Raw genomic sequence first — 17,879 nt, forward strand, 5'->3', positions numbered from 1 at the left:
CGGCCGCTCACCGCCAGTGCGGGAAGCTCAGCGCTGGGCACCCATGAAGTCCATCTTGCCGATCGGCACGCCGGCCTCGCGCAGGATGGCGTAGGTGGTCGTGCAGTGGAAATACAGGTTGGGCAGGACGAAATCGAGCAGGTAGTACAGGCCTTCGAAGTCGAGTGCGCCGCTGCGCATCTGCAGGTGGATGGGGCGCGCCTCGCTGCCGTCGATCTGGTCCGCCGGCAGGTCGCGGATCACCGCGATGGTGCGGTCGATGCGCGAATACAGCTGCGCGAAGTCCGTCTCGTCATCCTCGAACTTGGGCGGCTCCTGCCCGGCCAGGCGGAAGCTGCCGTTCTTGGCCATGTCGCAGGCGATCTGCACCTGCCGCGACAGCGGCAACATGTCGGCGATCAGCCGGGTCTGCACCAGCACCTCGGGCGCAAAGCCTTTTTCCACGGCGAAGGCCTCGCCCTTCTGCAACACCCCGCGCAGGCTCGACAGCGCACGGAGGAAGACGGGGACCGAAGCCTGGTACATCGTGATGCTCATGCGGGGACGCCTTGCGGAAACCTGGCCGGCGAGATTAACCCGTCGCGCGCCGCCGCTGAATACGGGAGTCGCGATTCGCCTGGCCTGCCCGCGCGGGCGAACGCTCAGGAACCGGCGCGCGGCGACCGGCCCAATGCGGCGCGATAGCGCGCGTACAGCGCCTGCACCTTCTCCACGTAGGCCTGCGTCTCGGAGTACGGAGGCACGCCGCCAAAGCGCTGCACCGAGCCGGCGCCGGCGTTGTACGCCGCGGCGACGAGGGTCAGGTCGCCCTTGTAGAGCCGCATCAGCGACTTGATGTGGCGGGCGCCGCCATCGATGGATTGCGCCGAGGAAAACGGATCCATGACGCCGTAGGCACGCGCCACCGCCGGCATCAGCTGCATCACGCCCTGCGCGCCCTTGGGCGAGCGCGCGAAGGGATCGAAGCCGCTTTCGGCGTGGGCGATCGCGCGCAGCCAGGCATCCTCGACGCCGGTCCGGCGCGCGGCCGCGCGGAACTGCGCGGCGAATGCATCCAGGCGCGGAGCGCCGATCCGGCCCAGGCCCAGGTGGACGCTCGAGTCGGGCGGCGGTTTCAGCGCGACCACCGACTGCACCTCGGTCCAGCCGGGAATCGCGCGCGTGCTGTAGACCATCCTGCCGCCGACGCGGTGCTGGTAGACGTTGCCGCGCACCGGGCCGAGGCTGCCCCAGAAATTCGGGTGCTTCGAGCGGCCGGCGCTGACCTGCTTCGCCTTGCAGCGCGAGCCCGGCTCCGGCGCGGTGGCGAAGCTCAGGCGGTCATCGCGCAGGCAGGTGTAGAGCGTGCGGGCGCTGGCCGCCGCCGGCAGCGTCGCGGCCAGCACGGTCATCAGGGCGAGGGCGGAATAACGTGACATCGGTCACGCAGTTAAGCCAGTCCAGCCGAGGCAGGACGTGAAGACGCCCCGCCCGGCCGCCGCCCCGGATCAGGGCGGGTCGGGGGCCCGGCGACGCCGGGCGACCAGGACCGCGGCGCGCCAGGCCAGCGGGCGGAATCCGTAGGCCGCGACGACGGCCGCCGGCCACGCCAGCAACCAGGCCAGCAGCCAGCGCCACGGCAAGCCGCCATCGATGCCGGTGTTGACCACCGTGACCACCAGCGCCACGAACGCCGACATGCCGGTGGCCAGGAAGCCCGGCAGCAGGCGCTGCGCGCGACGCTCGACGCCGTCGCCTGGCGGGGTCGAGGGAGACGGCATGCGGGATCCGGAACTCAACAACGCAGCGTCATTTCGCCGACGTGCGCGGCAAGGGCACATCCGGCGCGACGTCCAGCGGGATCAGCACGCTGCCGCCGGGGTTGTGGCTGCGCAGGACCAGATGGCTGGCGTCGATGGCGACGATGTCGGTGGGATAGGCGATGCCGTCCTCGACCATCGTCAGCCGGCCATCAACCTGGCGCCAGCTGCCCGTCATCGGCGTGCCACCCGGCGCATCGATGACCAGCGTGCCGTCGCCGAGGAACGCGTAGGTGGTCCCCGGCTGCAGCGTGGACGACGCCCCGACACGCCAGACCTTGTCGACGAATGCAGGCGCCGCCGTGGGCGCATCGGCCGCGCGCGGCGTGGACGCAGTCGTTGCCTGCGAGGTCGTCGTCGGCAACGCGGTCGTTGACGGCGCAGCCGGATGTTCGACCGGGGCTGCAGGCGGCGGGCTTGCACTGCACGCCGCCAACAGCGCGAAGGCGGGAAGGATCCAGTTGCGCATGGGCGTCGCTCCGATCGGGCGACGCACTATAAACGGCCCGCCTGCGACGACCGCGCACGATCCGCGGTGCGACGAGGCGTCGCTCAGGCGTCCAGCGGAATGTCCGCGGCGTGCGCCTGCAGCCATTGCGCGAACGTCTGCAGTCGCGGATTGAGCCTGCGTGTCTGCGCAGCATCGCGCGCCGCGCCGAACTCGCGCGCGAAATCATGGTTGTACTGGAACATGTTGCCCAGGTCATCCGCGCCGGGGAAACCAAACCCGCGATACTGCGCCGGCGTCACCGCCTTGTAGCGCACCTCGCGGCCCAGCGCGCGCTGCAGCCCGGCCGCCATCTGCGCGCCGGTGAGGCTTTCGCCGACGATGCCGACGGTCTTGCCGATGAGCGTCGGGCCCTCCCGGAATATCCCATGCGCGCTGCGGCCGATGTCTTCCACGGCAATGCCGGGCAAGGGCGCGTCGCCCATCGGCAGGGTGAACACCAGCGCGCCATCGGGACCGGGCTTGGGACCCATGCCGAAATGGATCAGGTTGTCCCAGTAGAACGATGTCAGCAGGAAGGTCGTCGGCACGCCGGCGTCGGTGAAGAACGCATCGGCTTCACCCTTGGCATCGAAGTGCGGGACCTTGTAGTGGCCCATCAATGTCGGCATGCGGTCGTCGGCCAATGGAACAAGGCGCCGCGTGTCCTCCAGCGTCGACCAGATGACATGGCTGACGCCGGCCGCCTTCGTCGCCTGCGCCAGGTTGCGTGCCTGGGTGCTCTCCTTCTCCGGCGAAAAGTGCTCCCAGAAATTGGTGACGCAATACGCGCCATGCGCGCCCTTGAACGCTCGCTCCAGGCTGGGTTCGTCGTCGAGGTTGGCGGCCACCACCTCGGCGCCGCGCGCGGCGAGCGCTTTGGCCTTGGGCGAGTTGACGTCACGGGTGATCGCACGCACGGCGAAGCCGCCGTCCGGATCATCCAGGATGGAGCGAGCCAGTCCGCCGCCCTGCGCACCGGTCGCACCGACGACCGCAATCAGCTTCCTGTCCATGCCCGTCGACTCCCTATCGTTCCGCGATGCATGCAGCAAACGCGGAAGGGGCAGTCACGCGGTCAGGTGCAGCGGCACGGCTCTGCACTGCCGCGCGATCAGGCGACGGTTTGCTCCACGCCCGGTGCGAGTTCGCGCATGCGCCATGCAAGGCCAGCGCCATTGACGACGTAGTACGCGACCAGCGCAGCCAGGATCCCGAGTGTCAGCGGACTCATGTTCTGCGCGACCTGCGCGCCGCCCTGCGAGAATGCGCCGCCGCCCCAGCGCCACGCCAGCCGCCCGACCAGCAGCAGGGACAGCGCGCCGCCGATCCATGGATTGGGTGTGTACCAGCGCGCGCCATCGACCGCCTCGATGCTGGTGAAGCGCAACGCGGCCGCGCCCAGCACCCCGCCGAGCAGGAGCCCGACCACGATCGCCAGGCCGACCTTCGGCAGGGCGACGGCCGACACGAGCAGCCCGCACAGGACCAGGGCCAGCAGGCCGGTGCGCAACAGTGCGCGCTTGTGCTGGTAGGGCTGGCGACCGAACTGGCGCCGGATCCGGCGGTAATAGATCCAGCCGATGCCGGCAGCGAACAACAACGGCGTCAGGCTCGGCGGGTGCGCAACGGTCATTCGCATGGCCACGGTGGTGGAGCGGGCATTGTGGGCCGGAAGCGGCCGGGTTGTGCGCCGGCCTGCAGCGACGTCCACGGTCGACTTCGATGGCAAACGTCGGGGGCCGCCTGCCGGCCCACCGAGCCATCGAGCGGCCGTCCTGTCAGCACGGGGCCCCGCCTGCCCGCGATCATTGCCGCTTTCACCCCGGCTCACGGCTGTACCGGGTATTCCTGTGCGCCCTCGCGCTCAAGCCATGCCCAATGGATGAGGTTGGCCGCGAGCATCGGCCCTGGCGACAGCAATCGGCTGACTTCAGGCGACACTGGTCAGCGAGTGCATCCGCGCTCACGAACGGCTCAACCCACAGGGGCGTACATGGATCCGCACGAACAACGGACGTTGGCCAAGGCTGCACTGGTCGCACTGGCCCCATTGCTGCTGGCATTGCTGGAACTCTTCCACCCGCATCCGCACGCGGATGACCTGCTGGCCGTACAGGTCAACACCTGGCTGTTCGTGCATTACGCACAGATCGTGCTGTTCCCACTGGCGGCGCTGGCGGTGGTGTCGCTCCTGCGCGGCATGACGGGGCTGACCGCGATGGCCAGCCGCGCCGCGCTGTTCGTCTTCGCCATCTGCTTCGTCGCATTCGACACGGCGGCCGGCGTGGCGACCGGCATCCTGGTGCAGGCGGCGCATGCATCGGGACACCCCGAAACATGGCGCGCGGCCATCGATGCGATCTGGCTGCATCCCATCGTCGGCGGCGTGCGCCAGGACCACATCCCGTCACTGTCCATGATCGGCGCCGCGACGCTGAGCATCGGCACCGTGGCCGCCGCCGTCACGCTCAAGCACGCCGGCCGCAGCTGGCCACCGGTGCTGCTGCTCGGCGTCTCGGGATTCGGGCTGGAAGTCTTCAACACCCACTCCTGGCCCGGCGGTCCGCTGACCTTCGGCGGCATCGCCGTGGCCGCAGCCTGGCTCGAGTGGCAGGCGGGACGCGCGACGGCGGCAAATACCGTCGCCATCACCCGCAACGCGACGGTGATCCCGCGCCCCGTGGTGGAGCGGCGACGCGGGTGATCCGCGGATCGCGCAGGTCGCCACTCCCGCGCCGAAGCCTGCTACGCGGTCCCCAGCCGCAGCCCGCTCGGCACGACGCCCGCTTGCGCGGGCGTCGTGCGTATGGCGCCACGCGATCGGAATCGCGTGGGCCCAGGGTGGAGCGTCGTAGCGGACCTCAGGTCCCGTCGCCCGGGAGCAACGTCAACTCGGCCTGCTGCTCGGCCGATGCCGTATTCCACCGCTGCATGTAGTCGGCCCGCTTTGACGTGACGTTGGCCGCATTGTCGAGATACCAGGCGTCGGCCGCCGGCGTCTTCTGGACCCAACGCGTGCCCGCCTGCCACTTGGCGAAATCGGCGGATCGCGTGCTGTACTTGGCCGCGGGATCGTTGTGGATCGGCAGTAGCGAGAAGCGTGCCTTCCACATCCCCATGCGCGGGCTCACCAGGACGTAATACGTCTTGCCGGCGTCGAGCGTGGCGTTGAGGAAATCGGCGTTCTCACCCACCACCATGAACAGATGTTTCCCCGGATCCGCCTGGTAGGCGATCTTGGTGTTGCCGGACACGATGCCGATGAACTCCTGCGCCGGCCGCGTGGCGTCATACACCGATGCCTGGATCGCCCCGCCGTAATTCGACGGCCGCATGAACACCACCATCGCCTTCCCGGCCTGCGGCATCGCCGCGGTGGCCACGCTGGGCGCCATGTAACCCGATGTCGTCACGCAACCTGCCAGCGGCAGCATGAGCAAAAGTGCAATCCCCATCAGCAATCGCTTCATCGTCCCTCCAAGGACTGTTTCGGAATGCCGGCCACCGACCGGCGATGCAGCGTAGGGCCATGCGCGCGGGTTGCCAACCGAGCCCCCGGGTGCGCTTCGCTTACCCGGGCTACGTCATTGCCACGTCATGTCACGTCGTTGCCCTGGCCGTTGACGTGCTGCGCCATAAAGCGCGCCGAGCACCGGAGGGCGAAGCGGCCGAAGAGGCGCCCATGTCTGAGCGAAGCGAGTTTGGGCGCCGTGCCGCTTCGGCCGACAAATCGTCTGGAACGATTTGGACCGCCGAATGGCGCCCGCGCGAAGCGTGGGTGGGGCACATGGATGTGCCCCAGTCCGGAGCGCAGGGCACCGATGCAGCTTCATCGCATCGGCGCGCGTCCTGGCGCAAGTGGTTTTGGTTACTTTTGCCGTAACAAAAGTGACCCGCCGAGGCGGAAGCTTTTGATGGTTTCCCCGACACCGACCATCCCGAGATGGCGGGTTGAAACCCGCCCTACGACACTTCTGTAGGGCGGGTTTCAACCCGCCTTACGCGCGTTACGTGGCAACGTCAATGTGACGCACCATGCGATCCACCGTAGCCCGGGTAAGGCCAAAGGCCGCACCCGGGTTCTCGCCGATCGAAGAGCCCCGGGCGCGCTTCGCTTACCCGGGCTGCGTGGCAACGTTAGCGGGTTTTACCCACCCGATTGCTAGCTCGTCGCCTGACCGATCAGCGCCATAACCTGATGTCCAAATTCTTTGAAACGCCCGCCAGCTGTCAGTAAATTATCGGCGAAAATCAGCGGCTGACACACGTCAACAAATCGCGCCCAGACGCGGCCAAATGCCCCAACGGCGTCCGAATTTTGGTTTGCCTTCAACACTGATTCGCTGGAATAAACCTCCGCCAATGCCTCTCTAAAAGCGGCCTGAAATGCCTTCAACCCACCAACCTGATAGTCAGCTAGCGCGTTCAACAGCTGATTTAGAATTGATGTAATTGCCGATCGCAAATCAGTATTTTCAATTGATTGCGCAGCTGCAAGGGCTTCCCTGATTTGCTGCGAAAGTGAATCTAGTTCTGCACTAGCAATTACTACTTCATCAGGTTCAATCAACTCATCCCAGAACTCCAAGCATTTCACTAAATCTGGCGTAAGTTGTGGCTCTACATTCCCCCACGGCGCGCCGAGATGTTGCAGTGTGTTGGCCAAGATGAGTCTGTATCTATGAATCTGATTGGTTGTCGTGTTGACCGACAACTTAGGATTGGATTTCCGTAATCTTTGATCGAGCTCGATAAGCTGACTGTCTAGGAGGGATAGTCTCCTAGCAACTTCTGCAGCAACCGTTTGCGGCTGATGGGGATCCAGCGGTTCAACCCCCCAAGCATTAGCCCATGCCTGGTGCATAGCTTGGTTCTTGGGAAAGCTCAGTTGCCGCTCCAACTGGGCACGCACTCGCCTCGCGATACTCGTTCGTTGTATTGCAGTATCGCCAGAGTTGTGGGTTCTTAGAGAACCCCCTAGCGGGTCGTGAGTGAATCCGCCGGTGCCAGTAGCAGGAGCGCGTCCTCTCGCTAGTTAATGGTACGCAGAAGGCGCTAGTTTCCTTCATGCTGATACGCATAAAGAGCTAGTTTCGCAGCACTGCCGTTTCATCTATTGAAATCAGCTAGTTACACGATGCCACCCATGGCTAGCGAGAGAACCATTGCCAACAGCTGCATGTAGGCTGGCCCCACAAAAAGGCCCCAGCAAACCGGGGCATTCTTGTTCCATCGTTCCGGACAAGATCAGGTCGGTCTGCAGGGCCCGGTCGTAAGCCGGCAGGAGCGACTGGAAGAACTCCGAGTCAGCCGTTAGCCGTCCTTTGGCAATCAAGGATGACCATCAGGCGGTTTCACTTTGTGTTAGCAGATCTTTGGAGCAAGCCACCTTCGGTAAGGAGCTCGACGAGCTTTTCGCGATTGCCGCGATTACCTTCAAGGGGCCAGCCCGCGAAATCGCCGATCATCCTTCCATCGCGAAAAAGATAGAAGTGAGGCGTACCCCATTCATCGAACATGGGCCAGTCCGATCGACGACGCGCGATGACTACCGGTGTGTCTGAGTGCTGCGCATTCCACGCGCTTACCACGTCAAGATTAAGGCGTTGATCGACTGGGGCAAGCCAAGTTGTGTACTGCAGAACCGGTCGGAGCTCCGCATCGCTCGCCATAACGCTCATTGCACGACGCGAAAATGCACACAAGGGATGTGAGACGACAATGAGATGGATACCTCGCGCGACATCGACGTACTCAGGGCGCAACGAGTGCGCGTCTTTCGTTACGGCGTAGACGATGGGCTGCTTCAAATCCTTTTCGAGCGGTGCGACCTTTGGGACAGCTTCGACCCGTATTGAGGGATGCGCCCCGAAATATTCAGCTGCCGTCTGGAATCGCCGAAGACCAATCAGCGCCCGAAAAAAGGCGGCGCGTTGGTCTTCGGTGGCTGCCTTGCGACTCTCCAATTCCTGCAGCGTATCTTCCATGTCATTCAAGTACGCCGGTTCCTCGAGGTAGAACTCGGCGACCTCGGCGGCTCTGTAAAGCAGAGCCACATCGTCATCGTTCAAATGGGCAAGTTTGGATGGTGTTGCCGCCTGGTCAAAATTCGAATAGTACGAAGCTTTGATTTTTGCCAGCCTCTGCGGTTGCGGCATTTCTATACTCTGTTCCGTCAAGGCGAAGAAATGGTTGAACTTAGATTCGACGCTGGAGATTCCCTGCGTCGATCCATAGGCATTTGCAAAACTCAGCATTAGACCAACGACTAACGCCGTCCGTGTCGAACACAGGTTCATTTCTCGTCCATTCGGTTAACCACGAATTCCTCGGCCATCCAAGCACGTCTCGATCATCTGACTAAGCAATTGCTGCCGATGCAAATTGTCGAGAAGCTCGGCTCGCACGTCGCGGGCGGCGAGCATTTGTATCCCGGATAGTCGGTAAGGGGACCAATCTTTGCATTGCGCTTGTCGACAATGGCCGCGTCTGTGGAATCAACGACGCGAAGATTCGGAATAAAATGCGTTGAGTCTTGGGCCCCAAACAACGCAAGTAGCTTATAAACTTGCGTTGCGGTCAACTCTGCAGAGAGATCGGCGTATTCGAAGCTCGCAAGTCCCTTGGTGGTAAATACCAGGCTCTGCAAAAATCGCTCTTGTGCGCCTCGCGACAGTGCGGTAAATGGCGTTTTCCTCCCTGCATTGCTCGCGATATAACGACGCGCGTCAGCTTGAGAGTGGATAGGAGCTGTGCGACTGGCCAAGTCGCGATCAATCAACTGACGTTCAAGCAGAGCATCATTGTTGGATCCGGCTGGCTGCGTGAGCTTCGACGCCATTGTCGGAGCAGAGATAATCCCCAAGAGCGCGGCGGATAACACGAATGACTTGATCGACATCGTAGTCTCCTAATAGAGGGAATGACGCGCTGTTCAGGCTAAATATGGATTTGTTAAGGCGCTGTGATTCCCCGTCGCTAGGCATTTAGACGCAGATTTTCATCGACTGATTGGGTCACCGAGATTTTGTCGGTCTCCAGGAAACCATGCGCCTAGCGCGTCCCTAGGGTTCGTGGTCTCAAGTTTCACCTGAGACTACCTTCGACCTGATCGATGAACCAGCCATTGCTACATCGTAGAACGCCAAGGTCTTGGGATTGCTTATATTTCGCCTTGTCCAAGTGAATTTGCTTACCGTCGATCTCAATCTCGACGACGACATCCCCGGCGGCGGGATGAGCAGTCTCGTGAAACAGGACGCGCTCGCCTAATCTCACTGTTCCATTCGGAAGCGTCTTCGCTTCAGGGGTATGCACCACGAAGGGTTCAGTGGATTCATTCCATTTCCTATTTTCCGGATAGAAACGGACTACGACTTCCGTGAGTGTTCCGTCATCCGGCAGGGGAAACTGCTTAGGCAGGATCCGGAACGCATTATTCCGGCCCATGCCGTCCCTAACAATCTCGAATCCCATTCGTTGCCAGAAGGGGATTGAGCTGGACGGCTTGCACTGAATATGTAGGAGACACTCCTCATCCCGCAACGCGAGTTTTACGCAATGTTCGACCATCCTTCGGCCAATGCCGCGACCTCGGTGGTCATACTTAACTTGCAATATCCCCGAATGGCGCAGGCGCCCGAGTTGAAAAGCACTGCGGGGTCGAGGCGACCTTGGACGATCCATTCGAGGAAGGTCTGCTCCAGCAGGGCAAAGTCCAGCTGCGAGCGTTTCCCTAGATCAGCACAGTACGCATCGAAGGATGCGGCAAGGGTCTCCTTGGCTACCTCATGCTCCGCCGATTGGCGATACCCCGCCAAGTCGATTCGGTCGTGGACGAACCGGTCCAGGATGGGCCGAGCCGTTTTGACCATGTCCGCCAGCGTCCGCGGCGCGTCACCTTCGAACGTATAACCGGCAAGGTACCGATCTAACGGGTCCTTCTGAGCATAGTAATTGGCTGAAAGGCCAGCTCGAAGCAGCATCTGGTTGGCGGGAAAGCCCTCCACCAGGATTGGCGTCACAGTCCCTGCCGGCCTGTATTCCCCCAGCATTTCCTCGCAAATCGAATCCAAGGTACCGGTAAGGCAGTGGTTGAGGTCAATGGTCGACAACCATCTCTGGTCAGCAAGACTTTGCATGCTCGGATGCTGCCGAGCGGCTTCGATGAGGGGCAAACCCCAGTCTAGCCAGCGCGTACGAACTTCCTGCGCGGCCTTTTTAGTGAAGGTCGTAATAAGGATGCGCTCGGGAGGGATGGCGTCCACCAAAAGGTGGCGGAGCGCCCGGAGCACCATGACGGTCGTCTTCCCCGTCCCTGGGCCGGCGATGATTAGTACGGGCGCATCGGCTGGCCCGCCCACGCAGGCCGCCTGCTCTTCATTCAGCGGTCGCCCCAGTACAGCCGTCACGAACTCCACAAACGCCTGCGCCGACAACATTCAGTGCATCCCCCTGCTACCGCGCTTTCTACGCTGACGCATGCTTGATGCAGCCACGCTAATCAGCCAGCTAGATCAAGGCAAATTCCGGGCCAAAAAGAGATCAGACCCCACTCAATTAAGGAAACTAGCGTCTTTTGCCTACCAACTAGCATCTTTTGCGAGCCGCACTAGCCTCTTATGGGTACTCAACTAGAGCCTTTTGGGGGTCCGCACAAGAGTCCATTACGCCATGCTCCCAAGCGAGTTGATCACCCGCACTTCGAATACCCACAGTTCAAACAAGTCGCACACCCATCCATGATCACCACGGCCTTGGTGCTGCACTTGTGGCACATCGCAGCCGACGGCGGGAACGACGCACCGTCGCCGGTGACCTCGATGGTTTCCTCGTGCGACTCGTTCTCGGTGGTGCGGCGCGCGACTGTCGCGCTTACGTCAGGGTTTTTTTTTGAGCCGAGCTTGTTGAAGGCGGCGCGCTTTTCCGCGATGAGGGCGCGGGTGGCGTCGCTCATGTCGGGGTCGTGCATCATCCCGATCGACTTGAGGTGGTCCTCGACGATGCTGCCGAGCTCGGCGACCAGCGACGGCATGTAGACGCCACCAGCCTTGAAGTAGCCGCCCTTGGGATCGAACACCGCTTTCATTTCCTCGACGAGGAAGGTGACGTCGCCGCCCTTGCGGAACACGGCGGACATGATGCGGGTCAGCGCGACGATCCACTGGAAGTGGTCCATCGACTTGGAATTGATGAAGATCTCGAACGGGCGGCGCTGCTCGTGCTCGCTGCCGGCATTCAGGACGATGTCGTTGATGGTCACGTACATGGCGTGTTCCACCAGCGGCGACTTGATCTTGTAGGTGGAGCCGATCAGCACCTCGGGGCGCTCGATCTTCTCGTGCATCTGGATGACGTCGGCCATCGGCAGCTGCGCCTCGAGCGCGGCGCGCTGCACGGATTCGACGCGCGCGGCTTCCTTCGCCTCGGGGGTGACGACGGCGTAGCCCTTGATTTTCTTGTCGATCTTGACGGCCATGGGGATCCTGGAGCGGGGGTTGTGGTGCGTGGTGGCGTGCGTGTCCGCAAAAACCACCGTCGCGCCAGCAATCCGGCGCGACGGTGTCGGGCTAGCGGCGCGCGGTCTTCCTGGCGGCCTTCTTTGCGGTCTTGCGGGCCGCCGGGCGCTTGGCGGCTTTCTTTGCTGCCGTCTTGCGCGCCGGTGCCTTCTTCGCGGCGGCCTTCTTGGCCGGACGCTTGGCGGTTGCCTTCTTGACTGCCTTCTTGACGGCGCGCTTGGCGGACGTCTTCTTGGCAGCGACCTTCTTGGCGACCTTGCGCACGGCCTTCTTGACCGACGCCTTCTTGGCGGTGGCCTTCTTGCCGGCCTTCTTCACTGCCTTCTTGACCGCTGCCTTCTTGCCGGCGCCCTTGCGCTTGAGCGTCGCCGCCTCGGCCTTGGCACTGGCGCTGGCGGAAGCGAGCTTCTTCTTGGCCTTGGTCACCGACTTGGTCACGGCCTTGCGCGCCTTCTTGGCGGTCTTCTTGACTGCCTTCACCGCGTCTTCGGCGGTGGAAGCAATCGCGCTGCCCATGCTGCTGGCAGTGTCCTTGACGCTTTCAGCGGCCTTCGACAGCGTCGCCGTCACTCCGTTTCCGTTGCTCATTTGCCCTCCTCGTCTGGTACCTGCTGATGATCCACGCAGTGTGGAACAGCGCGATGCTATACCCGGAATGCGCGTGAGTGCAGCGTGCGCGACGCACCGGGGAGCGTCGCGCATCACATCCGGACCGGGCGGTCCTCAGAACTTGCCGTAGTACCCCTCTTTCAACGCGTCGAAGAGATTGGCGGCGGTGTGCATCTCGCCGTCGTACTCGATCTGCTCGTTGCCCTTGACCTCGATCACGCTGCCGTCTTCCAGCTCGAACCGGTACAGGGTGTTCTCCAGGTCCGCCTCCTTGACCAGCACGCCCTGGAAGGCGGCCGGGTTGAAGCGGAACGTGGTGCAACCCTTCAGGCCCTGCTGGTGGGCGTAGCGGTAGATGTCCTTGAAGTCCTCGTAGGGGTAGTCGGTGGGGACGTTCGCGGTCTTGGAGATGGAGGAATCCACCCACTTCTGCGCGGCGGCCTGGACGTCGACGTGTTCCTTGGGGCTGATGTCGTCGGCCGAGATGAAGTAGTCCGGCAGGCGCCCGGCGTCGGTCTCGGCGAAGGGCACCGCGGCCGGGTTGACCAGCTCGCGGTAGGCCAGCAGCTCGTAGGACCAGACGTCGACCTTTTCCTTGGACTTCTTGCCCTCGCGGATGACGTTGCGGCTGTAGTGGTGGGCGAAGGACGGCTCGATGCCGTTGCTGGCGTTGTTGGCCAGCGAGAGCGAGATGGTGCCGGTGGGCGCGATCGAGCTGTGGTGGGTGAAGCGCGAGCCGACCTCGGCCAGTTCGTCGACCAGGTCCGGGGCGACCTCGGCCACGCGCTGCATGTAGCGCGAGTAGCGCGCGTGCAGCAGCTTGCCTTCGATCTCCTGGCCGATCAGCCAGCCATCGGCGGCCATCTCCGGACGCTTGCGCAGCATCTCGGCGGTGACCGTGAAGCGCTCCTCCATGATCGGGGCGGCGCCTTTTTCCTTCGCCAGCGCCAGGCCGGTTTCCCAGCCGGCGACGGCCATCTCGCGGGCGACGCGCTCGGTGAACTCGCAGGACTCCGCCGAGCCATAACGCATCTTCAGCATGGTCACGGTGCTGCCCAGGCCGAGGAAGCCCATGCCGTGGCGGCGCTTGCGCAGGATCTCGTCGCGCTGCTTCTGCAACGGCAGGCCGTTGACCTCGACCACGTTGTCGAGCATGCGGGTGAACACGCGCACGACTTCCTTGTATTCCTCCCAGTCGAAATAGGCCTGGTCGGTGAAGGGGTCATGCACGAAGTTGGTCAGGTTGACCGAGCCCAGCAGGCAGGCGCCGTAGGGCGGCAGCGGCTGCTCGCCGCAGGGGTTGGTCGCGCGGATGTTCTCGCACCACCAGTTGTTGTTCATCTCGTTGACGCGGTCGATCAGGATGAAACCCGGCTCGGCGTAGTCGTACGTCGAGACCATGATCATGTCCCACAGGTGCCGGGCGCGGATGTGGCCGTAGATGCGGCAGGCGACCAGGCCGTCGTCGCGGGTCACGTAGTTCTTGTGCGTCGGCCAGTCGCGCCAGACCACCTGGCTGTCGTCGCTGACATCGAAGTCGCCCTGCTCCTTGGCGTTGATCGGGAACACCATCGGCCAGTCGCCATCCTGCGCCACCGCCTCCATGAAGCCGTCGGTGATCAGCAGCGACAGGTTGAACTGGCGCAGGCGCCCGTCCTCGCGCTTGGCGCGGATGAAGTCCTTCACGTCGGGATGGGAGACGTCGAACGTGCCCATCTGCGCGCCACGGCGGCCGCCGGCGGAGGACACGGTGAAACACATCTTGTCGTAGATATCCATGAAGGACATCGGGCCCGACGTGTAGGCGCCAGCGCCGGCGACGAACGCGCCGCGCGGACGCAGCGTCGAGAACTCGTAGCCGATACCGCAGCCGGCCTTGAGCGTCAGCCCGGCCTCGTGGACCTTCTCCAGGATGCCGTCCATCGAATCCTCGATGGTGCCCGAGACGGTGCAGTTGATGGTGCTGGTCGCGGGCTTGTGCTCCAGCGCGCCGGCATTGGAGGTGATGCGGCCGGCGGGGATCGCGCCGCGGCGCAGCGCCCACAGGAAGCGTTCGTTCCAGTAGCGCTGCAGGTCGGGCGTGGGCTCGGCTTCGGACAGCGCCTTCGCCACGCGCTGGTAGGTGCCGTCGATGTCGGCATCGATCGGCTCACCGGCCTTGGTCTTGAGCCGGTACTTCTTGTCCCAGATGTCGGTCGATGCCGGCTGCATCGGGATCTCCGGACCCGAGCGCGGGCGTCCGGGCACGCGTTCCGCGCCACCCGCCTTGCCGCCCTGCTCCGTCGCGTTGTCCATGCCGGCCTTGACTGCCTCCAGGCGCACTGTGCTCATCCTGTCCTTCTCCTCGTCCCTGCGCGGCTGCTGCCGCGTCGCTGTGTGGTATCGCCGGCACCGCGACACGATCGGGTCGGGATCGTGGAAGGCGGCGTCGCTGTCGCCGCGGCGCCAAGCTTGCGCGCCACGACGTTGCCTCGTTGTGTGGTGGTCAGACCCCGTGGGTTCTGGTTCCGCGCATCCGTCCGCTCCCCAACGGCGTGACCAAGTGGCCGGTTTCACCGGCGGAATACGTCCTGCGATACCCCATTACTTGGGCTTCCGTTGCCCTATTCACCACAACATGTTGTGGCGACGCAGGGGACCCACGCTACCGCCGGGCCGGGATGAAGTCAACGGCGAATGGCGCGACCATCGCAGTCGCGGCGGGCAGCGGGATGCGTCGAAACACGCCGCTGGACTCGCTGGCCGCCGTGCCTGCGTGGCAGACGCGCTGCGACCGGGCAACGCCCGGTTCATCGCCAACATCGGACACTGGCGACGAAGGCGTCGGCTGCGATGTGGGCAGGCGCTGGTATTCCGCGGCCATGCCCTCACATCGCTGCCACCATCAACCACCGATAAAGACGACACATGCGTCCGATGACATCGCCCGGTAAAACCCTGCTTGCCCTGACCATCGCCGCTGCTTTCGGCGGCTTTGCCGCGACCGCGATCCACGACTCGCTGGAGACGCCCGCACAGGCCGCGCCGGCGACCAGCATCACCGTGCCCGCGATCGCCGCGCTGCCCACCGCCGTCGAGGGCCAGGAACTGCCGTCGCTGGCACCGATGCTGCAGCGCGTGCTGCCGGCGGTGGTGAGCGTGCACAGCGAGCAACGGGTGCGGATCAACAATCCCTTCGCCAACGATCCGCTGTTCCGCCGGATGTTCCCCAACATCCCGCAGGAGCAGATCAACCAGTCGCTGGGCTCCGGGGTGATCGTCGATGCCGCACGCGGACTGGTGCTCACCAACCACCATGTCATCGAAGGCGCCGACGCGGTGTCGGTCACCCTGTCCGACGGGCGCACGATGAAGGCGCAGTTCGTCGGCTCGGATCCCGATACCGACGTCGCGCTGATGCGCATCAAGGCGACCGGGCTGACCGCGATCCCGCTGGCGGACAGCAGCCGGTTGCGCGTGGGCGACTTCGTCGTGGCGGTCGGCAATCCGTTCGGGATCGGGCAGACGGTGACGTCGGGGATTGTGTCCGCCGTCGGCCGCACCGGGCTGCAGGGCCTGGGCTTCCAGAACTTCATCCAGACCGACGCGTCGATCAATCCCGGCAATTCCGGCGGCGCGCTGGTCAACCTGCGCGGCGAACTGGTCGGCATCAACACCGCCAGCTTCAACCCGCAGGGCAGCATGGCCGGCAACATCGGCCTGGGCTTCGCCATCCCGTCGAACCTGGCCGGCGATGTCATGCGCCAGCTCGCCAGCACCGGCGAGGTGCACCGCGGCAGCCTGGGCATCGATACGCAGGACGTCGACGCGCGGATCGCATCGTCGCTGCACCTGGAGCAGCCGAGCGGCGCGGTGGTGACCCGGGTCTATCCGGGATCGGCCGGAGCGGCCGCCGGATTGCAGCCGGGCGATGTCATCGTCGGCGCCAATGGCCAGGCGATCGGCAACCGCGAGGCGCTGCACAACTTCGAGGGCCTGCAGGGCGTCGGCACACGGGTCACGCTGGACCTGCGCCGTGCCGGCAAGCCGGTCGAACTGGCGGCCAGCCTGCGCGAACAGGCCCGCAGCGTGGAAGGTGCGATGCTCGATCCGCGCCTGGCGGGCGCGACCTTCACCGAGTTGCCCGAGCGCCTGCGGCAGGCTGGCGTGGATGGCGTGCTGGTCCAGCACGTGTCGCCGGGCAGCCGGGCGGCGGGGAACGGACTGCAGGATGGCGACGTGGTCATTGCCGCCAACAGCGGTCGCTTCGACGACCTTCCCGGATTCCGACTGGGTTTTTCCAACCGCCACGGCGCCGGCCAACCGCTTCAACTGGTGCTGCGCATCGTGCGCGGCAACATGCAGGGTGACCTGCCGATGCAATGAGGCTGCGCGAGCTGCGCAGTCGTTTCCCGTCTCGCACCCGGTGCGATGACCCCACCAGAACCAGGAGTCGACACATGAGCACCACAACCAGCGGCAATGGCAACGGAAACCGCACCGCGGTCGCCAGCGACAGCATGAAGACCAATCTCGGCGAAGCCGGCACCCACCTCAAGCAGGCGGCCGGCCATGCCGGTGAAGCGATCAAGGGCGCGGCGGGCGCCGTGGGCGAGGAAATGCGCCTGGGCAAGGCACAGGTGAAGTCCGAACTGGCCGAGAGCGCACTGTCAGGCATCGCCGCCGTCGAGCAGGCCGGCGCCGCGGGCCGCGAGCAGGTCGACCAACTGATGGACAAGGGCCGCGACCTGATCGAAAGCGCCGCCGACCTCATCCGCGAGCGCCCGCTGGCGTCCTTCGGCATGGCGTTCGCGACCGGCTGGATCATCGCCAAGCTCGCGCGCAGCGGCGACAAGTAAACCTGCCGATGAGTGCCGCAGGCGACGGGGCCGATCGCGACACGGGTGACGGTCGCGAGGACGTGGCCGGTATCGAGGAAGCCCTGCGCGCGCTGGGCGATACCGGGCGCGCCACATGGAGCGCGGGACGCGATGCCAGCAAGGCGTTCCGCATCCTGCTGGCCGCCGACGTCTCGCTGGCGCGCAGCGCCTTCGGGCGGACGCTGGCATTCACCGGCGTCGCGATCGCCTTCGGCGCGTCGGCTTGGCTGTTGCTGATGGGCGCGCTGGTCGCCTGGCTCAGCACCGGCCTGGGCTGGGCGTGGTCGTTGTCGTTGCTGCTGACCGCGGTGCTGAGCATCGCGGCCACGGCGGCGGCTGGCTGGGGCGCGATGTGGTATTTCGAACACACCCGTTTGCAGGCGACCCGCCGGCAACTGGCGCGGCTCGGGATCGGCGAACTGGCCGGCTTCATGCCCGATGCCGGTTCGCCCGGTTCCACCACGGCCGCGGCCGACCGCGTCGCCGATGCCACCGCCGACAAGCCGGTCAAGAAGGGCCTCGGCGTGGACATCACCCCGCCGTGACCGAGCTGGCCTTTGTCCGCGGCGCGTGATGCACACTGATCCGGGGCGCAGGCAATGCA

The 17,879-nt window shown here is 64.5% G+C and carries 19 protein-coding genes and 1 pseudogene; 4 read left to right on the forward strand and 16 right to left on the reverse strand.

Features of this window, described 5'->3' with window-relative positions; translation table 11 throughout:
• Window positions 1-27 precede the first annotated feature (27 nt).
• From GST15_RS07635 to GST15_RS07660, 6 genes are all read right to left on the reverse strand, one after another.
• The gene (locus GST15_RS07635) at window positions 28-537 is read right to left on the reverse strand and encodes a DUF1993 domain-containing protein (protein ID WP_159016668.1); all 510 of its coding nucleotides are present in this window, start codon (window positions 535-537) and stop codon (window positions 28-30) included.
• A 104-nt stretch (window positions 538-641) separates the two neighbouring features.
• The gene (locus GST15_RS07640; protein ID WP_159016669.1) at window positions 642-1,418 is read right to left on the reverse strand and encodes a lytic transglycosylase domain-containing protein; all 777 of its coding nucleotides are present in this window, start codon (window positions 1,416-1,418) and stop codon (window positions 642-644) included.
• Window positions 1,419-1,487: 69 nt separating this feature from the next.
• Window positions 1,488-1,760: a DUF2798 domain-containing protein gene (locus GST15_RS07645; protein WP_159016670.1), complete on the reverse strand. Its 273-nt coding sequence runs from the start codon at window positions 1,758-1,760 to the stop codon at window positions 1,488-1,490.
• A gap of 28 nt (window positions 1,761-1,788) precedes the next feature.
• A complete protein-coding gene (locus GST15_RS07650) occupies window positions 1,789-2,268 on the reverse strand; it encodes a hypothetical protein (protein WP_159016671.1) in 480 nt (159 codons plus the stop codon).
• Window positions 2,269-2,351: 83 nt separating this feature from the next.
• Window positions 2,352-3,302 (reverse strand): NmrA/HSCARG family protein, encoded by a 951-nt coding sequence (locus tag GST15_RS07655; RefSeq protein ID WP_159016672.1) that lies wholly within the window; start codon window positions 3,300-3,302, stop codon window positions 2,352-2,354.
• Between the two features lie 98 nt (window positions 3,303-3,400).
• Window positions 3,401-3,922 carry a CcdC protein domain-containing protein gene (locus GST15_RS07660; RefSeq protein ID WP_159016673.1) on the reverse strand — a complete coding sequence of 174 codons (522 nt, stop codon included), beginning with the start codon at window positions 3,920-3,922 and terminating at the stop codon, window positions 3,401-3,403.
• Between the two features lie 360 nt (window positions 3,923-4,282).
• Between GST15_RS07660 and GST15_RS07665 the strand changes: the two genes are divergently transcribed.
• On the forward strand, window positions 4,283-4,993 hold the full coding sequence (locus GST15_RS07665; protein ID WP_159016674.1) for a hypothetical protein: 711 nt from the start codon (window positions 4,283-4,285) through the stop codon (window positions 4,991-4,993).
• 157 nt (window positions 4,994-5,150) lie between these two features.
• Here GST15_RS07665 and GST15_RS07670 read toward each other — a convergent pair whose 3' ends face one another.
• The 10 genes and pseudogenes from GST15_RS07670 to GST15_RS07715 all read right to left on the reverse strand — a co-directional run bounded on the left by GST15_RS07670 (window position 5,151) and on the right by GST15_RS07715 (window position 14,627).
• Window positions 5,151-5,759 carry a hypothetical protein gene (locus GST15_RS07670; RefSeq protein ID WP_159016675.1) on the reverse strand — a complete coding sequence of 203 codons (609 nt, stop codon included), beginning with the start codon at window positions 5,757-5,759 and terminating at the stop codon, window positions 5,151-5,153.
• A gap of 692 nt (window positions 5,760-6,451) precedes the next feature.
• The gene (locus GST15_RS07680) at window positions 6,452-7,153 is read right to left on the reverse strand and encodes a hypothetical protein (RefSeq protein WP_159016677.1); all 702 of its coding nucleotides are present in this window, start codon (window positions 7,151-7,153) and stop codon (window positions 6,452-6,454) included.
• Window positions 7,154-7,643: 490 nt separating this feature from the next.
• Window positions 7,644-8,588 (reverse strand): hypothetical protein, encoded by a 945-nt coding sequence (locus GST15_RS07685; protein ID WP_159016678.1) that lies wholly within the window; start codon window positions 8,586-8,588, stop codon window positions 7,644-7,646.
• A 53-nt stretch (window positions 8,589-8,641) separates the two neighbouring features.
• Window positions 8,642-9,190 (reverse strand): hypothetical protein, encoded by a 549-nt coding sequence (locus GST15_RS07690; protein ID WP_159016679.1) that lies wholly within the window; start codon window positions 9,188-9,190, stop codon window positions 8,642-8,644.
• A 185-nt stretch (window positions 9,191-9,375) separates the two neighbouring features.
• Window positions 9,376-9,765, reverse strand: a complete 390-nt coding sequence (locus GST15_RS07695; protein ID WP_233263102.1) for a hypothetical protein — start codon at window positions 9,763-9,765, stop codon at window positions 9,376-9,378.
• Between the two features lie 45 nt (window positions 9,766-9,810).
• Window positions 9,811-9,861 (reverse strand): annotated as a pseudogene (locus tag GST15_RS12965) (hypothetical protein); the annotation flags it as partial.
• Complete coding sequence (locus GST15_RS07700; RefSeq protein ID WP_159016681.1) at window positions 9,843-10,730, reverse strand: UvrD-helicase domain-containing protein; 888 nt, start codon at window positions 10,728-10,730, stop codon at window positions 9,843-9,845. The gene GST15_RS07700 and the pseudogene GST15_RS12965, both read right to left, overlap by 19 nt.
• 251 nt (window positions 10,731-10,981) lie before the next feature.
• A complete protein-coding gene (locus GST15_RS07705) occupies window positions 10,982-11,767 on the reverse strand; it encodes a TSCPD domain-containing protein (RefSeq protein ID WP_159016682.1) in 786 nt (261 codons plus the stop codon).
• A gap of 91 nt (window positions 11,768-11,858) precedes the next feature.
• Complete coding sequence (locus GST15_RS07710) at window positions 11,859-12,395, reverse strand: hypothetical protein (RefSeq protein WP_159016683.1); 537 nt, start codon at window positions 12,393-12,395, stop codon at window positions 11,859-11,861.
• Window positions 12,396-12,530: 135 nt separating this feature from the next.
• Window positions 12,531-14,627: an adenosylcobalamin-dependent ribonucleoside-diphosphate reductase gene (locus GST15_RS07715; protein ID WP_233263136.1), complete on the reverse strand. Its 2,097-nt coding sequence runs from the start codon at window positions 14,625-14,627 to the stop codon at window positions 12,531-12,533.
• Window positions 14,628-15,323: 696 nt separating this feature from the next.
• Here GST15_RS07715 and GST15_RS07720 point away from each other — a divergent pair.
• The 3 genes from GST15_RS07720 to GST15_RS07730 all read left to right on the forward strand — a co-directional run bounded on the left by GST15_RS07720 (window position 15,324) and on the right by GST15_RS07730 (window position 17,820).
• Window positions 15,324-16,781, forward strand: coding sequence for a trypsin-like peptidase domain-containing protein (locus GST15_RS07720; RefSeq protein WP_159016684.1), 1,458 nt, complete (start codon window positions 15,324-15,326; stop codon window positions 16,779-16,781).
• A 134-nt stretch (window positions 16,782-16,915) separates the two neighbouring features.
• Window positions 16,916-17,254 (forward strand): hypothetical protein, encoded by a 339-nt coding sequence (locus GST15_RS07725; protein ID WP_425482223.1) that lies wholly within the window; start codon window positions 16,916-16,918, stop codon window positions 17,252-17,254.
• A gap of 8 nt (window positions 17,255-17,262) precedes the next feature.
• Complete coding sequence (locus tag GST15_RS07730) at window positions 17,263-17,820, forward strand: phage holin family protein (RefSeq protein WP_199268734.1); 558 nt, start codon at window positions 17,263-17,265, stop codon at window positions 17,818-17,820.
• Window positions 17,821-17,879 lie beyond the last annotated feature (59 nt).

Source organism: Cognatiluteimonas profundi (assembly GCF_009792795.1).
Taxonomy (GTDB): domain Bacteria; phylum Pseudomonadota; class Gammaproteobacteria; order Xanthomonadales; family Xanthomonadaceae; genus Cognatiluteimonas; species Cognatiluteimonas profundi.

Bases quoted from the DNA above. Each gene is read 5' to 3' on its own strand.
- GST15_RS07710 (WP_159016683.1), bottom strand. From the start codon at position 12,395: ATGAGCAACGGAAACGGAGTGACGGCGACGCTGTCGAAGGCCGCTGAA.
- GST15_RS07670 (WP_159016675.1), bottom strand. From the start codon at position 5,759: ATGAAGCGATTGCTGATGGGGATTGCACTTTTGCTCATGCTGCCGCTG.
- GST15_RS07665 (WP_159016674.1), top strand. From the start codon at position 4,283: ATGGATCCGCACGAACAACGGACGTTGGCCAAGGCTGCACTGGTCGCA.
- GST15_RS07680 (WP_159016677.1), bottom strand. From the start codon at position 7,153: ATGCACCAGGCATGGGCTAATGCTTGGGGGGTTGAACCGCTGGATCCC.
- GST15_RS07695 (WP_233263102.1), bottom strand. From the start codon at position 9,765: ATGGGATTCGAGATTGTTAGGGACGGCATGGGCCGGAATAATGCGTTC.
- GST15_RS07725 (WP_425482223.1), top strand. From the start codon at position 16,916: ATGAAGACCAATCTCGGCGAAGCCGGCACCCACCTCAAGCAGGCGGCC.
- GST15_RS07685 (WP_159016678.1), bottom strand. From the start codon at position 8,588: ATGAACCTGTGTTCGACACGGACGGCGTTAGTCGTTGGTCTAATGCTG.
- GST15_RS07705 (WP_159016682.1), bottom strand. From the start codon at position 11,767: ATGGCCGTCAAGATCGACAAGAAAATCAAGGGCTACGCCGTCGTCACC.
- GST15_RS07640 (WP_159016669.1), bottom strand. From the start codon at position 1,418: ATGTCACGTTATTCCGCCCTCGCCCTGATGACCGTGCTGGCCGCGACG.
- GST15_RS07700 (WP_159016681.1), bottom strand. From the start codon at position 10,730: ATGTTGTCGGCGCAGGCGTTTGTGGAGTTCGTGACGGCTGTACTGGGG.
- GST15_RS07690 (WP_159016679.1), bottom strand. From the start codon at position 9,190: ATGTCGATCAAGTCATTCGTGTTATCCGCCGCGCTCTTGGGGATTATC.
- GST15_RS07635 (WP_159016668.1), bottom strand. From the start codon at position 537: ATGAGCATCACGATGTACCAGGCTTCGGTCCCCGTCTTCCTCCGTGCG.
- GST15_RS07660 (WP_159016673.1), bottom strand. From the start codon at position 3,922: ATGACCGTTGCGCACCCGCCGAGCCTGACGCCGTTGTTGTTCGCTGCC.
- GST15_RS07645 (WP_159016670.1), bottom strand. From the start codon at position 1,760: ATGCCGTCTCCCTCGACCCCGCCAGGCGACGGCGTCGAGCGTCGCGCG.
- GST15_RS07650 (WP_159016671.1), bottom strand. From the start codon at position 2,268: ATGCGCAACTGGATCCTTCCCGCCTTCGCGCTGTTGGCGGCGTGCAGT.
- GST15_RS07655 (WP_159016672.1), bottom strand. From the start codon at position 3,302: ATGGACAGGAAGCTGATTGCGGTCGTCGGTGCGACCGGTGCGCAGGGC.
- GST15_RS07730 (WP_199268734.1), top strand. From the start codon at position 17,263: ATGAGTGCCGCAGGCGACGGGGCCGATCGCGACACGGGTGACGGTCGC.
- GST15_RS07720 (WP_159016684.1), top strand. From the start codon at position 15,324: ATGCGTCCGATGACATCGCCCGGTAAAACCCTGCTTGCCCTGACCATC.
- GST15_RS07715 (WP_233263136.1), bottom strand. From the start codon at position 14,627: ATGCAGCCGGCATCGACCGACATCTGGGACAAGAAGTACCGGCTCAAG.